Origin of the sequence: Parafrankia colletiae (genome assembly GCF_001854655.1) — a bacterium.
Lineage (GTDB): Bacteria > Actinomycetota > Actinomycetes > Frankiales > Frankiaceae > Parafrankia > Parafrankia colletiae.
Genome location: NZ_MBLM01000002.1, coordinates 444906 through 460502, shown reverse-complemented (window position 1 = coordinate 460502; position 15597 = coordinate 444906). Strand labels below are relative to the sequence as shown.

General features: G+C 72.7%; 11 protein-coding genes. 10 read left to right on the top strand and 1 reads right to left on the bottom strand.

The window, feature by feature from the left end; genetic code table 11:
- Positions 1–56 precede the first annotated feature (56 nt).
- The 3 genes from hisI to CC117_RS01970 are packed head-to-tail and all read left to right on the top strand — an operon-like array spanning position 57 to position 2715.
- Entirely contained in the window at positions 57–479 is a 423-nt protein-coding gene (hisI, locus tag CC117_RS01980; RefSeq protein ID WP_071081961.1) for a phosphoribosyl-AMP cyclohydrolase, read from the top strand.
- Positions 476–2071, top strand: a complete 1596-nt coding sequence (locus CC117_RS01975; protein WP_071081960.1) for an anthranilate synthase component I — start codon at positions 476–478, stop codon at positions 2069–2071. The genes hisI and CC117_RS01975 overlap by 4 nt, the downstream gene beginning before the upstream one ends.
- Positions 2068–2715 carry a Trp biosynthesis-associated membrane protein gene (locus CC117_RS01970; RefSeq protein ID WP_071081959.1) on the top strand — a complete coding sequence of 216 codons (648 nt, stop codon included), beginning with the start codon at positions 2068–2070 and terminating at the stop codon, positions 2713–2715. The genes CC117_RS01975 and CC117_RS01970 overlap by 4 nt, the downstream gene beginning before the upstream one ends.
- Here the strand turns inward: CC117_RS01970 and CC117_RS01965 are convergent, their stop codons facing one another.
- Positions 2716–3051, bottom strand: coding sequence for a hypothetical protein (locus CC117_RS01965; RefSeq protein WP_071081958.1), 336 nt, complete (start codon positions 3049–3051; stop codon positions 2716–2718).
- A 682-nt stretch (positions 3052–3733) separates the two neighbouring features.
- On the opposite strand from CC117_RS01965, the gene trpC reads away from it, so the two are divergent.
- From trpC to CC117_RS01930, 7 genes are all read left to right on the top strand, one after another.
- Positions 3734–4540 carry an indole-3-glycerol phosphate synthase TrpC gene (gene trpC / locus CC117_RS01960; RefSeq protein WP_071081957.1) on the top strand — a complete coding sequence of 269 codons (807 nt, stop codon included), beginning with the start codon at positions 3734–3736 and terminating at the stop codon, positions 4538–4540.
- Between the two features lie 104 nt (positions 4541–4644).
- On the top strand, positions 4645–5964 hold the full coding sequence (gene trpB / locus CC117_RS01955; RefSeq protein ID WP_321572568.1) for a tryptophan synthase subunit beta: 1320 nt from the start codon (positions 4645–4647) through the stop codon (positions 5962–5964).
- Positions 5965–6045: 81 nt separating this feature from the next.
- Positions 6046–6963, top strand: coding sequence for a tryptophan synthase subunit alpha (trpA, locus tag CC117_RS01950; RefSeq protein ID WP_407673452.1), 918 nt, complete (start codon positions 6046–6048; stop codon positions 6961–6963).
- Between the two features lie 35 nt (positions 6964–6998).
- Entirely contained in the window at positions 6999–8222 is a 1224-nt protein-coding gene (gene lgt / locus CC117_RS01945) for a prolipoprotein diacylglyceryl transferase (RefSeq protein ID WP_071081956.1), read from the top strand.
- Between the two features lie 404 nt (positions 8223–8626).
- A complete protein-coding gene (gltB, locus tag CC117_RS01940; protein ID WP_071081955.1) occupies positions 8627–13219 on the top strand; it encodes a glutamate synthase large subunit in 4593 nt (1530 codons plus the stop codon).
- Between the two features lie 64 nt (positions 13220–13283).
- On the top strand, positions 13284–14729 hold the full coding sequence (locus CC117_RS01935; RefSeq protein ID WP_071081954.1) for a glutamate synthase subunit beta: 1446 nt from the start codon (positions 13284–13286) through the stop codon (positions 14727–14729).
- A 253-nt stretch (positions 14730–14982) separates the two neighbouring features.
- Positions 14983–15582, top strand: coding sequence for an adenylate kinase (locus CC117_RS01930; RefSeq protein ID WP_071081953.1), 600 nt, complete (start codon positions 14983–14985; stop codon positions 15580–15582).
- Positions 15583–15597: the final 15 nt, after the last annotated feature.

Below are 15597 nucleotides of genomic sequence, written 5' to 3'. Positions count from 1 at the left end.
CCGGCCGGTGCCGGCGGGGACATGGCCGGCCGGGCCGCGGCGGGCAGAATGGGCGGGTGACCGCACGCGCCTCCCGTCTGGATCCCGCCATCGCCCGCCGGCTCAAGCGCGACAGCGCCGGCCTGTTCCCGGCCGTTGCCCAGCAGCACGACACCGGGGAGGTCCTCATGGTCGGCTGGATGGACGACGAGGCGCTGCACCGCACGCTCACCACCGGCCGCGCCACCTACTGGAGCCGGAGCCGCTCCGAGTACTGGGTCAAGGGTGACACCAGCGGGCACGTCCAACAGGTGCGTTCGGTTGCCCTCGACTGTGACGGCGACACCGTGCTCGTCCGGGTGGACCAGACCGGCCCCGCCTGCCATACCGGGGAGCGGACCTGCTTCACCGGCCGAGATCTCCCGCTCGGCCCAGAACGGCCCGACGCGGCACCGGCCGCGAGCCAGGCGCCCGTGGCGACGACGGGAGCGACTCGATGACGACCGGCGAGATCAGCCCGAGTCGGGAGGAGTTCCACGAGCTCGCGGCCCGGCAGGCCGTCGTGGCGGTGTCACGGCGCCTGCTCGCCGACGGCGAGACCCCGGTCGGGGTCTACCGCAAGCTGGCCGGCGGCCCGGGAACCTTCCTGCTGGAGTCCGCCGAGCACGGCGGGATGTGGTCGCGGTACTCGTTCGTCGGCGTCCGGGCCGCGGCCACTCTCACCGAGCGTGATGGTCAGGCCATGTGGGTGGACGGCGTCCCGCCGCCCGGCGTTCCCGAGGGTGGCGACCCGCTCGAGGTTCTGCGCGCGGTGGAGCGTCAGCTCTGCTCGCCGCGGCCAGAGGGCACCCCGCCCCTGCTCGGCGGGCTGGTCGGCTACCTGTCCTACGACATCGTCCGGCGCATCGAGCGGCTGCCCGCGAACGCTGCCGACGATCTCGGCATCCCCGAACTGAGGATGCTGCTGACGACGGATCTCGCCGTCCTCGACCACACCGACGGCTCCTGCCAGCTGGTCGCGAACGTCTTCACCGGCGCGCCCCGCCCGCGGGTCACCGCGGATCCGCCGCCGGAGCCGGGCGACGGCCAGCCGGGCGACCCGCGGACGGGGCGGCAGGCCGCCACCCGGCTGGCCGAGCTCGACGCGGCCTACGACGACGCGGTGCACCGCATCGAGGTGATGACGGCAGATCTCGGCAAGTGGAGCGAGCCGACCGTCGCGACCACCACGGGAGCGGTCACGGGTGTCCGTGACTTCGTCTCGGCCACCGAACCCGGCGGGTTCCACCGCGCCGTCGAGCGGTCCATCGAGGAGATCCAGGCCGGGGAGTGCTTCCAGGTCGTCATCTCCCAGCGGTTCGAGCGCCCCACCACCGCGGACGCGCTCGACGTCTACCGGGTGCTGCGCGCCTCCAACCCCAGCCCGTACATGTACCTGCTGCGGTTCGCGGATCATGACGTGGTGGGCTCCTCGCCGGAGGCGCACGTCAAGGTCACGGGACGGCGGGCACTGCTGCACCCGATCGCCGGCAGCCGGCCGCGCGGCGGCACCCCGGAACGCGACGCCGAACTGGYCGCCCAGCTGCTCGCCGACCCCAAGGAACGATCCGAGCACGTCATGCTGGTCGATCTGGTTCGCAACGACCTGGGGCGGGTCTGCGTTCCCGGCTCGGTACGGGTGGTCGAGTTCGCCGCGGTCGAGCGGTTCTCGCACATCATGCACATCGTCTCCACGGTGATCGGTCAGGTCGAGCCCGACCGCAGCGCCATCGACGTGCTCGCGGCGACCTTCCCCGCGGGCACCCTGTCCGGTGCACCCAAGGTGCGGGCCATGGAGATCATCGACGAGCTCGAGCCGACGCGGCGGGGCCTCTACGGGGGTGTGGTCGGGTATCTCGACTTCGGCGGTGACCTGGACACCGCCATCGCCATCCGCACCGCGGTGCTGCGGTCCGGCATGGCCTACGTGCAGGCCGGCGCGGGGATCGTCGCGGACTCCGTGCCCGCGTCGGAGGACCTGGAGAGCCGGACCAAGGCCGCCGCGGTGCTCCGTGCGGTCGAGGTGGCGGAGTCCCTCCGCCCGCCGGTATGACACCCCCCTCCGGGGCGTCGCCCGCCGACGCGACGCCGCCCGGCCCGGCCCCGATCTCCGGGCCGGGCCGGCGCGCCCGCCGGGAGCGGGCACTCGCCGTCGTCGCCTGCCTGGTCGGTTCCGCCGCCGTCCTGTTCAGCACCGGCTCCACCTGGGTCTCCGCCCGGGTGCAGGCAGCGACCGGAGCGGGAAACGAGGTGGTGGCTGCGCCGCTGCCCGTCAGCTGGTCAGGCGGATCCCTGGCGCCGGCTGTCACCGGGCTGGCACTGCTGGGTCTCGCCGGGACCGTGGCGATCATCGCCACCCGGCGCCTGGGGCGGATCGTGGTCGGTGTGCTGGTCGTGCTCGCCGGCATCGGCATCGTGCTGACCGCCGGGGGCATCGCTCTCGACCCTGGGGGAGCGGTTCGCGGCACGGACGAGGTCCAGGCCGTGGTGCCCGTGGGGGAACCGGCCATCCTCGGGCTGTCGAGCGGTGCCGGGCCGTGGTTCGCGGTGCTGGGCGGGCTCGTGCTGGCGGTCACGGGCGCGATCGTCGTCGCCCGCGCCGGGACCTGGCCGGCCATGTCCGGCCGTTACCAGGCCCGCGTAGCCGCACCCGTCGACGCCTGGGATGCCATCGAGCGGGGCCAGGACCCCACCTGATCATCGGGGCACCTCCGCTCCGCCCGGGCGGAGCGGAGACCCCGAGCCTGGCCCGCCGGCGACCCGCGGCGCCGGGAACCGGCGTGGCTGGTAGCCGCCGACCGCCCCGACCGCCCCGAGCAGCAGACGGTTGCGCTCGACGTCCGCCTCGATCAGACCGATGAGCACGTCGATCCGGGCGATGCGCTGGTCGAGCTCCTCGAGCCGGGCCCTGAGCCGGGTGTGGTCCGCCGGGCCGCCGGCAGCCTTCGCGGGGCCCGCCATCGGGCCGGGGGCCGTGGTGGCCGCTGCGCCGGGCGCTGGCGCGCCCGTGGGCTCGGTAGCCGTGACACCCACCGGAACCCGGGGCGCGAGGCCGCGCGGCGGCCCGCCCGGCGCGTGGGGCGATGATCGTGCATTCCGTTCCGTCCTCTCCTCCGTACCACCTTCCGGCCCGTCCGGACCGGGCCGCCCGTAGGGACCTCCGCGAGGGGCGCCAGCGCGCCGAGCGACCCGCGAGGCGGCCGTGGCCCACCCCGTCAGGGGCTCCGCGGACCCTCCGCCCCACGACGCYGGACCGGCCGGATCTGACCCTGGTGCCGGGATGGCGGCACCCTGGCCCGTCGACTGGTCGTCCCGCGGCACGTCGGCCAGTTYCCTCATCACGCCTCCCGGTAGCACCCGTCTTCGAACGTGTGTTCGATGATACGGGCGGGCTGCGGGCCGTCAACGAAGTGAGGTCGCAGGCGTGTCGAGTGGCCGATCGGTGCCTGTGTCGTGGCGTGTCCGCACAGGCGCTGCGGGTGGTACTAGCAACGGGCCCACGACTACGGAAATGGCCCAGGCTGTCACCTGTCGGGGGATACGTCTGCTTCGTCTGGCCTCGACGTCGATGTCAGGAGGCCGCACATCGGTCGGGTCAACACGAGAACAACAACGGGTGGTGACCGGGCGGCGCCATGGGCGGGGGCGGCGGGCCAGCGCCGCGTGCCTGCCCTACCATCGGCGGCATGGCCGTGAGTGGCGCGAGCGCGGGGCGATGAACGCTCTCGACGAGATCCTCGACGGGGTCAGAGCAGATCTGGCCGAACGCGAGCGAGCAACGTCCCTGGCAGCTCTCAAGCAACGAGTGGAACGCGTACCGGATGCACGGGACGCGCTGGCGGTGCTGCGTGCACCCCGGGTATCGGTGATCGCGGAGATCAAGCGCCGCTCACCGTCGAAGGGTGCGCTGGCGACGATCAGCGACCCGGCCGGGCTCGCCTCGCTCTACGAGCAGGCGGGTGCGGCGGCGGTGAGCGTCCTCACGGAACGGCGACGCTTCGGCGGTTCGCTCGCCGACCTGGACGCTGTCCGGGTCGCGGTGGACATACCGGTGCTGCGCAAGGACTTCGTGGTCTCCCCGTACCAGGTACTCGAGGCACGGGCCCACGGTGCGGACATGGTCCTGCTGATCGTGGCCGCGCTCGACCAGCCTCGGCTGATCGGCCTGCTGGAGCGGATCGAGTCGCTCGGCATGACCGCGCTGATCGAGGTGCACGACGAGGCCGAGATGGTGCGGGCACTGGACGCGGGCGCCCGGCTGATCGGGATCAACGCCCGCAACCTGCGGACGCTCGAGGTCGACCGGGACACGTTCGGGYGCCTCGCCCCGATGGTTCCGCCCGGCGTGCTGAAGGTGGCGGAGTCCGGTGTGCGCGGGCCGCACGACCTGCTCCACTTCGCGGGCGCTGGTGCGGATGCCGTCCTGGTCGGGGAGGCCGCCGTGACGGGCGGGGACCCGCGCCAGTTCGTCGCCGACCTGGTGACCGCCGGAACCCATCCGGCCACCCGCATCGCTCACTGAGTCACGGCTGCCCCGCCGGCCGACCGGCCGGCGGGGTGCCCCTGGCCGCTCGGCCGGTGGTGCACACCACCTCGGTGGGGGTGGGCGCCGGTACAGTCGGGGCCGTGACAGCTCGACCCACCGGAACGTTCGCCGAGTCCTCCCGCGCCGCCGGCGCGGCCGACCAGCATGCCGCGGGCGCGGCCGGCGACTGGTCGCCCGCCCGAGCCGCCGAGAGCTGGCAGGCGGTGCCGGACACGTCCGGCCACTTCGGCCGGTTCGGTGGCCGGTTCGTGCCGGAGGCGCTGTTCGCCGCCCTCGACGAGCTCTCGGCCGCCTACGAGGCCGCCCGGTTCGACCCGGTGTTCACCGCCGAGCTGGACGGCCTGCTGGCGTCCTACGCCGGTCGGCCGACCCCGCTGACCTCGGCGGACCGGCTGACCGAGCGGATCGGTGGCGCGCGCATCCTGCTCAAGCGGGAGGACCTCGCGCACACCGGCTCACACAAGATCAACAATGTGCTCGGCCAGTGCCTGCTCACCCGCCGGATGGGCAAGACACGCGTCATCGCCGAGACGGGCGCCGGCCAGCACGGGGTGGCCACGGCGACCGCCTGCGCCCTGCTGGGGCTGGAGTGCGTCGTCTACATGGGCGAGGAGGACACCCGCCGGCAGGCCCTCAACGTGGCCCGGATGCGCCTGCTCGGCGCGGAGGTCGTCGCCGTCGCGTCGGGCAGCCGCACCCTGAAGGACGCCATCAACGAGGCCATGCGCGACTGGGTGGCCACGGTCGACTCGACCCACTACTGCATCGGGTCGGTCATGGGGCCCCACCCCTTCCCGATGATGGTGCGGGACTTCCAGCGCGTCATCGGCGTCGAGGCCCGCCAGCAGACCCTCGACCTGCTCGGCCGGCTCCCTGACGCGGTGGTCGCCTGCGTCGGCGGCGGGTCCAACGCCATGGGCGTCTTCCACCGCTTCATCCCGGACGCCGAGGTGGCACTGATCGGCTGCGAGGCCGGTGGCGACGGAGTGGCCAGCGGCCGCCACGCGGCCGCGATCGCCGGCGGGGCGCCCGGAGTGCTGCACGGCATGCGGACCTTCCTGCTGCAGGACGCCGACGGGCAGACCCAGGTCTCGCACTCGATCTCGGCCGGGCTCGACTACCCCGGCATCGGCCCCGAGCACGCGCTGCTGCACGAGACCGGCCGCGCCAGCTACCGGGTGGTCGACGACGCGGCCGCGATGGAGGCGCTGGCGCTGGTGGCGCGTACGGAGGGCATCCTCGTCGCGATCGAGAGCGCCCACGCCTTCGCCGGCGCGTTCGAGGTGGCCCGCGAGCTCGGCCCCGACGGCGTCGTCCTGGTCAACTGCTCGGGCCGCGGCGACAAGGACGTCGACACCGCCGCCCGCTGGTTCGACCTGCTGGACCCGGACGCCGGGTAGCCGGGTGGGGCCCCGACCCGGTGCCCCCATCTCCGCCCGATCATCCCCCGCCTGATCATCACGACGAGGAACGGACCCACGGTGCGCAGTCAGTTGGCACACGACCAGCCGGCCCAGGGGCAGCCTGCCGGCGGCCCGGCAGCGGCGGCCCGGCCGGTCCCGGCCGGGCGGGAGGCGGCCAGGGCCGGGCGCAGCCCGCTGGACGAGGTCTTCGCGGCGGCACGGGCGCAGGGGCGGGCTGTCCTGGTGGGCTACCTCCCCGCCGGGTTCCCGACCGTGGAGCGGGGCATCGCCGCGATGCGGGCGATGGTCGCGGCAGGCGTGGACGTCGTCGAGGTCGGCCTGCCCTACTCGGACCCGACCATGGACGGCCCGGTCATCCAGGACGCCGCGGACGTGGCGCTGCGCGGCGGCGTCACCACCCGGGACGTGCTGCGCACGGTCGAGGCGGTCGCCGACACGGGCGCCCCCACCCTGGTCATGACCTACTGGAACCCGGTGGAGAGGTATGGCCTGGAGGCGTTCGCCGCCGACCTGGCGTCGGCCGGAGGGGCCGGGGCGATCACGCCCGACCTGCCGCCGGAGGAAGCCGACTCCTGGCTCGCGGCCTGCGCCACCCAGGCGATCGACCCCGTCTTTCTGGTCGCGCCGAGCTCGACTCCGCAGCGACTGCGCCTGGTCACGTCGCACAGCCGCGGCTTTGTCTACGCGGCGTCGACGATGGGCGTCACCGGTGCCCGGGCGGCGGTCGGGGCCCGGGCCGGTGACCTCGTCACCCGGGTACGCGAGGTGACGACCCTGCCGGTGGCTGTCGGCCTGGGCGTGAGTACCGGGGCGCAGGCCGCGGAGGTCGCCGGCTTCGCCGACGGTGTGATCGTGGGCTCCGCGCTCGTCCGCGCCCTCGCCACCGGTGACGGTGAAGGCGGCGGGGATGGTGTCGAGGCAGTCGCCCGGCTCGCGGCCGAGCTCGCCGCCGGCGTGCGCGCGGCATCCGCCTGACAGGCGCCGGCAGGGACGGGGATAGCCTGACGCTCGTGGTGCTCGCAGCTATCCCCAGCCCATCCCGAGGGGTCGTGCATCTGGGACCCGTCCCGTTGCGCGCCTATGCCCTGATGATCGTCGTCGGGATCATCGTGGCGGTCGTCGTGACCGCCCGGCGGCTGCGGGCCCGCGGAGTGGATCCCGTGGTCGCCAGCGAGGTCGCGTACTGGGCGGTCCCGTTCGGCATTGTCGGCGCGCGGATCTACCACGTCATCAGCAGCCCCGACGCCTACTTCGGCGAGGACGGCGACCCCCTCGCCGTCTTCGAGGTCTGGAACGGCGGTCTGGCGATCTGGGGGGCCGTCGCCGGTGGCGCGCTCGGTGCGTGGCTCGCCTGCCGGCGCATGAACGTCCCGTTCGGCCTGTTCGCGGACGCGATGGCCCCCGGGCTGGCCCTCGCCCAGGCGATCGGCCGGTGGGGTAACTGGTTCAACCAGGAGCTGTACGGCCGGGCGACGGACCTGCCCTGGGCGGTCCGCATCGACCCGGCCCACCAGATGATCCCGGGGGTCGAGACCTACCACCCGACCTTCCTCTACGAGTCGCTGTGGAACCTGGCCGTCGCCGGGCTGCTGCTGCTGGTCGACCGCCGGTGGCGGCTGGGCCGCGGGCGGCTGTTCTTCCTGTACGTGGCGCTGTACACGACCGGCCGGTTGTGGATCGAGGCGCTGCGGATCGACACCGCCGAGAAGGTCCTCGGGCTCCGGGTGAACATCTGGGTCTCGATCGTGGTCTTCCTGCTCGCGTTGCTGGCACTCGCCCTGATCCGCCGTCCGATCGACCCGGACGTCGGCTGGACGCCCCCGGCCTCGGCGGGAGGCGCCAGGCGCACCGGCGGGCAGCAGGCGGGCGACACCGACGGTTCCGGTTCCGACACCGGTTCCACGGGCTCCACCGGTTCCACGGGTTCCACCGGCTCCACGGGTTCCACCGAGGACCCCGTCGACGCCGCCGGTGCGGAGACCGCGCCGGGCGCCGCCGCCGACCCCGCACCGGGGACCACGCCGAAGACCATCACGCCGCCGACCGGGGGCCCGACAGCCGCCGCTCCGGCGTCCACCGCGACCTCGGTCGTGACCGGCTCGCCGGCGGGTGGGTCCGGTGCGACCGCGGTCGCGGACACGGGTGCTGGCGGCGCCACCGCCCCGAGTGACGGGGAGCGGCCCGGCGACCGGGCTGCCGAGCCGGCCGGCCCGGCGGCGCAGGACGGGCGTTAGGCCCCGGGCCTCAGTCGGACGTCCGCAGCGAAGATCGGGCGGGCTGGGGGCGGATCCACGGCAAACTGGATCCGCACACTGCGGATGGGCAGGATATCCTCACGCTGCCCGACCGCTTCGGGATGCTCTGCCCCCAGATGGTGCTCTCGGTGACGAGAATGTTGCGTTCCTGTGACATGTTTCGCCTGACGGGCCTTCTACCGGAGGTTCGTTGATCGTCCAGGAAATCTGTCGAAATATCCCTGTGACCTGGCGGACATGAGCGATCACGGCGGATGGGGCGCACACATGGCACACTCGAGAGAGGCGCGGAGCTGACGACCAGCCCGTCATGAAGTCGCGCCGCCCTCCGGACAGCGTCGTCCGCCCCCATCGGCCCCTGAAGATGGACAGGACACCTCCGGATGTCGACTGCGCAAGGTCTGTACGACCCCACGTTCGAACACGACGCCTGTGGCGTCGGCTTCGTTGTCGATGTGCACGGCCGGCGCAGTCATGAGCTGGTCGATCAGGGGCTGACGGTACTGCGCAATCTTGATCATCGTGGTGCGTCCGGCAGCGACCCCGACACCGGTGACGGCGCGGGAATTCTCGTCCAGGTCCCGGACGGGTTCTTCCGCGACGTCGTGGAGTTCGCGCTGCCCGCACCCGGGCGGTACGCCGTCGGCACCGTGTTCCTCCCGCAGGTGGCGGGCGAGCGCGACGACGCGGTCCGGACGATCAGCCGCATCGTTCGCCAGGAGGGCCTGCGCCTTCTCGGGTGGCGCGACGTCCCGACCGTCGGGCACCTGGTCGGCCACGCCGCCCGCGAGGTGGAGCCGTGGATGCGGCAGATCTTCCTCACCCGGCCCGGCGTCCCGGTCGGTGCCGCGGCGGCCGAGGCCGCCGCGGGTGCCGGTGCGGCGGGCGAGGCCGCGACCGGCAGCGGCGCCGACTTCGACGTGATGGATCTGGAACGCCGCGCGTTCTGCGTGCGCAAGCGGGTGCGCCGTGAGATCGGCGTGTACATGCCCTCACTGTCGTCCCGCACCATCGTCTACAAGGGCATGCTGACCACCCACCAGCTGTCCGCCTACTTCCCGGACCTGGACGACCCGCGGTTCGCCAGCGCCATCGCGCTCGTACACAGCCGGTTCTCCACCAACACGTTCCCGAGCTGGCCGCTGGCCCACCCGTACCGGCTGATCGCCCACAACGGTGAGATCAACACGGTGCGCGGCAACCGGAACTGGATGCGGGCGCGCGAGGCGCTGCTGGCCAGCGACCTCATCCCCGGTGACCTGTCCCGGCTGTTCCCGATCTGCGCGGACGGCGCCAGCGACTCGGCCAGCTTCGACGAGGTCCTGGAGCTCCTGCATCTGGGCGGGCGGTCGCTGCCGCACGCCGTGCTGATGATGATCCCGGAGGCCTGGGAGAACCACGAGGAGATGGACCCGGCCCGCCGGGCCTTCTACCGGTTCCACTCCGCGCTCATGGAGCCGTGGGACGGCCCGGCGTCCATCGCGTTCACCGACGGTACGGTCATCGGCGCGGTGCTGGACCGCAACGGCCTGCGCCCGTCCCGGTACTGGGTGACCGACGACGGGCTGGTCGTGATGGCCTCCGAGGTCGGCGTGCTGGACATCCCGCCGCACCGAGTGGTGCGCAAGGGTCGCCTGCAGCCGGGCCGGATGTTCCTCGTCGACACCGGCAAGGGCCGGATCGTCAGCGACGACGAGATCAAGTCGGAGCTGGCCCACGCCGCGCCGTACGAGGAGTGGCTGCACGCCGGCGTCATCTCGCTGGACGATCTGCCCGAGCGGGAGCACGTCCTTTACGGGCACTCGTCTGTCATGCGCCGCCAGCAGGTCTTCGGGTACACCGAGGAGGAGCTGCGGATCATCATCAGCCCGATGGCGCGTGTCGGCGCCGAGCCGATCGGCTCGATGGGCACCGACACGCCGGTCGCCGTGCTCTCCAACCGGCCGCGGCTGCTGTTCGACTACTTCACCCAGCTGTTCGCCCAGGTGACCAACCCGCCCCTCGACGCGATCCGGGAGGAGCTGGTCACCAGCCTGGCGCGCACCCTCGGCCCGGAGGGGAACCTGCTCGCGCCGTCGCCCGCGTCGGCGCGCATGGTCCACCTGCCGTTCCCGGTGATCAGCAACACCCAGCTCGCGCGCATCGTCGGTATCAACGACGACGGTGACATGCCCGGCTTCGCGTCGGTGACCGTACGTGGTCTCTACGACGTCACGGGTGGCGGGGCCGCGCTGGCCGCGCGACTGGCGGAGATCTGCGCCGGGGTCAGCGAGGCGATCGCCGACGGTGCCCGCATCGTGGTCCTGTCCGACCGTGACTCCGACGAGCACAAGGCGCCGATCCCGTCGCTGCTGCTGACCGCGGCGGTGCACCACCACCTGATCCGGGAGAAGACCCGGACCAAGGTCGGCCTCATCGTCGAGTGCGGCGACGCCCGCGAGGTGCATCACATCGCGCTGCTCACCGGGTACGGCGCCGCGGCGGTGAACCCGTACCTGGCCTTCGAGTCGATCGACGACCTGCTGGCCTGCGGCGAGCTCAGCGGCATCGAGCGTGAGCAGGCCGAGAAGAACATGATCAAGGCTCTGGGCAAGGGCCTGCTCAAGGTGATGTCCAAGATGGGCATCTCGACCGTGGCGAGCTACACCGGCGCCCAGGTCTTCGAGGCCATCGGGCTGTCCCAGGAGCTGGTCGACCAGTACTTCGCCGGCACCCCGACCCGGCTGGACGGCGTCGGCATCGACATCATCGCCGAGGAGGTCGCGGCCCGGCACCGGCGCGCCTACCCGGCGGTCCCGTCCGAGCTCGCGCACCGCAACCTGGAGGTCGGCGGCGAGTACCAGTGGCGGCGTGAGGGTGAACTGCACCTGTTCAACCCGGAGACGGTCTTCCTGCTCCAGCACGCCACCCGCAGCCGCCAGTACGACCTGTTCCGCGAGTACACCGGCACGATCGACGACCTGGCTCGGCAGAACGCGACCCTGCGCGGGCTGTTCGAGCTGCGCGAGACCGGGCGCGGCCCGATCCCGATCGACCAGGTCGAGCCGGCGTCGGAGATCGTGAAGCGGTTCGCCACCGGCGCCATGTCGTACGGCTCGATCAGCGCCGAGGCGCACGAGACGCTGGCGATCGCGATGAACCGCCTGGGCGGCAAGTCGAACACGGGCGAGGGCGGCGAGGACGCCCGCCGCTTCACCCCCGACGAGAACGGTGACCTGCGTCGTTCCGCGGTCAAGCAGGTCGCCAGCGGGCGGTTCGGGGTGACCAGCGAGTACCTGGCGAACGCCGACGACATCCAGATCAAGATGGCGCAGGGCGCGAAGCCGGGGGAGGGCGGTCAGCTCCCCGGGCACAAGGTCTACCCGTGGATCGCGAAGACCCGCCACTCCACCCCGGGCGTCGGCCTGATCTCCCCGCCGCCGCACCACGACATCTACTCGATCGAGGACCTCGCGCAGCTCATCCACGACCTGAAGAACGCCAACCCGAAGGCGCGGGTGCACGTCAAGCTGGTCGCCGAGGTCGGGGTCGGCACGGTCGCGGCGGGCGTCTCGAAGGCCCACGCGGACGTCGTGCTGATCTCCGGGCATGACGGCGGCACCGGCGCCTCCCCGCTGACCTCGCTCAAGCACGCCGGCGCCCCCTGGGAGCTGGGGCTGGCCGAGACCCAGCAGACGCTGCTGCTCAACGGCCTGCGGGACCGCATCGTCGTGCAGGTCGACGGCCAGATGAAGACCGGGCGGGACGTACTGATCGGTGCCCTGCTGGGCGCCGAGGAGTTCGGTTTCGCCACCGCGCCGCTGGTCGTCGCCGGCTGCGTGATGATGCGGGTCTGTCACCTCGACACCTGTCCGGTCGGCGTGGCGACGCAGAACCCGGAGCTGCGGGCGCGGTTCACCGGGCGCCCCGAGTTCGTCGAGGCGTTCTTCACCTTCATCGCCGAGGAGGTGCGCGAGTACCTGGCCGCCCTGGGGCTGCGCAGCATCGCCGAGGCCGTCGGGCGGGTCGACCTGCTCGACGCCCGTGCGGCCATCGACCACTGGAAGGCGTCCGGGCTCGACATCACGCCGCTGCTGCACATCCCGGAGCGGCCGTTCGGCGGGGCGCTGCACTGCACCGCCAGCCAGGACCACGGGCTGGACAAGGCCCTGGACAACTCGCTGATCCAGCTCTGCGAGAGCGCGATCGAGGACGGCCGGCCGGTCTGGCTGGAGATGCCGATCCGCAACGTCAACCGGACGGTCGGCACGATGCTGGGCTACGAGGTCACGAAGAGGTACGGCGCGGCCGGTCTGCCCGACGACACGATCTCGCTGCGCTTCACGGGGTCGGCGGGGCAGAGCTTCGGCGCGTTCGTCCCGCGCGGGATGACCCTCACCCTGGAGGGTGACGTCAACGACTACGCCGGCAAGGGGCTGTCCGGTGGGCGGATCATCGTCTTCCCGCCGAAGGAGTCGCCGCTGCGGGCGGAGGAGAACACCGTCGCCGGCAACGTGCTGCTCTACGGCGCGACCGCCGGTGAGGCCTACTTCCGCGGGATCGTCGGGGAGCGCTTCTGCGTGCGCAACTCCGGCGCCGTCGCCGTCGTCGAGGGCGTCGGTGACCACGGGTGCGAGTACATGACCGGCGGGGTCGTGGTCGTCCTCGGGTCGATCGGGCGCAACTTCGCCGCCGGCATGAGCGGCGGCGTGGCCTACCTGTACAAGCCGGTGCGGCAGCGGATCAACACCGAGATGGTGGACGTCGACCCGCTCACCGAGGACGACCTCGCCGCGCTGCGCGGCATCGTGGAGAAGCACTACCGGGAGACCGGGTCCGCGGTCGCGGCGCGCCTGATCGCGAAGTGGGCGACCGAGCAGGACCACTTCGTCAAGGTCATGCCGCGGGACTACAAGCGGGTGCTCGCGGCGAAGCGGCGGGCCGAGGAACAGGGCCTCTCGGTCGACGAGGAGATCATGGCCTCGGCCCGGATCTGACGGCTGGCCCCGCCGGACCAGGGCACCATCGACACGACCGACCCATGGAACCGACAGGAGCGGCATGGCTGACCCGACTGGCTTTCTCAAGCACCGCCGGGAACTGCCCACCCGCCGGCCGGTGGACGTGCGCATCACCGACTGGCGCGAGGTGTACGAGCCGTTCCCGGAGCCGGCGTTGCGTGACCAGGCGGGCCGGTGCATGGACTGCGGCATCCCGTTCTGCCACCAGGGCTGCCCGCTCGGGAACATCATCCCCGAGTGGAACGACCTCGCCCGGCGGTCGGACTGGACCGACGCCATCGAGCGGCTGCACGCGACGAACAACTTCCCGGAGTTCACCGGGCGGCTGTGCCCGGCCCCCTGCGAGGCGGCCTGCGTGCTGGGGATCGGCGACGACCCGGTGACGATCAAGCAGATCGAGGTCACCATCATCGACCGCGCCCTCGCGGACGGGACGGTGGTACCGATCCCGCCGTCCGCGCGGACCGGCCGGCGGGTCGCGGTGGTCGGCTCCGGGCCGGCCGGCCTGGCCGCCGCCCAGCAGCTCACCCGCGCCGGCCACGAGGTGGTCGTCTACGAGCGCGCGGACCGGGTCGGCGGGCTGCTCCGCTACGGCATCCCCGAGTTCAAGATGGAGAAGCGGGTCCTCGACACCCGGCTCGCCCAGATGGAGGCCGAGGGCACCTCGTTCGTCACATCCTGCAACGTCGGTGTCGACATCACCGCGGACGAGCTGCGCTCCTCCTACGACGCGGTGGTCCTCGCCGGCGGGTCGACGGTCGGCCGTGACCTGCCCGTGCCCGGGCGCGAGTTCAGGGGCATCCACCTCGCGATGGAGTTCCTGGTCCCCGCGAACCGGGTCCAGCAGGGGGACCTGGCCGAGACGACCATCTCCGCCGCCGGCAAGCGGSTCGTGATCATCGGCGGCGGTGACACCGGGGCGGACTGCCTGGGAACCTCGCTGCGCCAGGGCGCCGCCTCCGTCCACCAGCTCGAGATCATGCCCCGGCCGCCGGCCAGCCGGCCGCCGGCGAACCCGTGGCCATCGTTCCCGATCATCTACCGGGTCTCCAGCGCGCACGAGGAGGGCGGCGAGCGGGTCTTCGCCGTGTCCACCGAGCGGTTCCTCGGTGACGACGAGGGCAATGTGCGGGCGCTGCTCATGCACGAGGTCGAGATGGTCGACGGCCGCTTCCAGAAGGTCGAGGGCACCGACATCGAGCTGCCGTGCGACCTGGTACTGCTGGCGATGGGCTTCGTCGGGCCGGACCGGGCCGGGCTGCTGGAGCAGCTCGGCGTCGAGCTGGACGCGCGCGGCAACGTGGCCCGCGACCTCGGCTGGTCGACCTCTGTCCCCGGCGTGTTCGTCGCCGGGGACATGGGCCGTGGCCAGTCGCTGATCGTCTGGGCGATCGCCGAGGGACGGTCGGCGGCGTCGGCTGTCGACCGCTACCTGACCGGGTCGACCGACCTGCCCGCGCCGATTCTGCCCACCCGCCGTCCCTGAGCCACCGCCGTCCCCGAGCCACCGCCGGTCGGCCCGGCCCAGACGGCCCTGCCACCTGGCTCCACCTGTCCGGGCGTCCCCACTGCCCCCGCGGGGTGATCCCCGGCCGGGTCCCGGCCGGGGCGGACCGGCCGATATGCCGTGCTCACGCCCGGATGAGCAGGGTGTGTCGGAGCGCCTCGGATCCGGTCCGGGGGCGACGGTCTCCTCCCGTGCGGCTACCGCGTGCTCAACTGCCGGTAACGTGCTGGYCATGAGGCTCGTGCTGCTCGGCCCGCCCGGCGCAGGCAAGGGAACCCAGGCCACCCGCATCAGCGCGCGGCACGGCGTCCCGGCGATCTCGACAGGTCAGCTCTTCGACCAGCAGATCTCCGCCGGTACGGCGCTGGGCCGCCGGGCCGAGCACTACGTCCGGGCCGGCGAGCTGGTCCCTGACGAGATCGTGCTGGACATCGTCGCGGAGCGTCTCACCACCGGCGTCGACTGCGAGGTGGGCTTCCTGCTCGACGGCTTCCCGCGGACGCTGCCCCAGGCCGAGGCGCTGGACCGGATGCTCGACGCCTCCTGCGGCCCGCTCGACCTCGTGGTCGACCTCGTGGTCGGCGAGGACGAGGTGCTCAAGCGGATCAGCCGGCGTGCCGTCTCCGAGGGGCGGCGGGACGACACCGAGCAGACAGCGCGCCGGCGGCTGAAGGTCTTCGCCGCGGAGACGGCCCCGCTGCGCAGCCACTACGCGGACCAGGGCCTGCTGCGCAGCGTCGACGGCTCCGGGTCACCGGACGAGGTCTTTGCCCGTATCGAGGAGGTGCTCGCCGCCGTGGCGCACCCGGAGGTACGGGCCAGCCGTCCCTGAGGTGGCCTTCCCGTG

Excerpts from the sequence above, each read along its gene's own strand:
- CC117_RS01970 (WP_071081959.1), top strand. The coding sequence starts at position 2,068 with ATGACACCCCCCTCCGGGGCGTCGCCCGCCGACGCGACGCCGCCCGGC.
- gltB (WP_071081955.1), top strand. The coding sequence starts at position 8,627 with ATGTCGACTGCGCAAGGTCTGTACGACCCCACGTTCGAACACGACGCC.
- CC117_RS01930 (WP_071081953.1), top strand. The coding sequence starts at position 14,983 with ATGAGGCTCGTGCTGCTCGGCCCGCCCGGCGCAGGCAAGGGAACCCAG.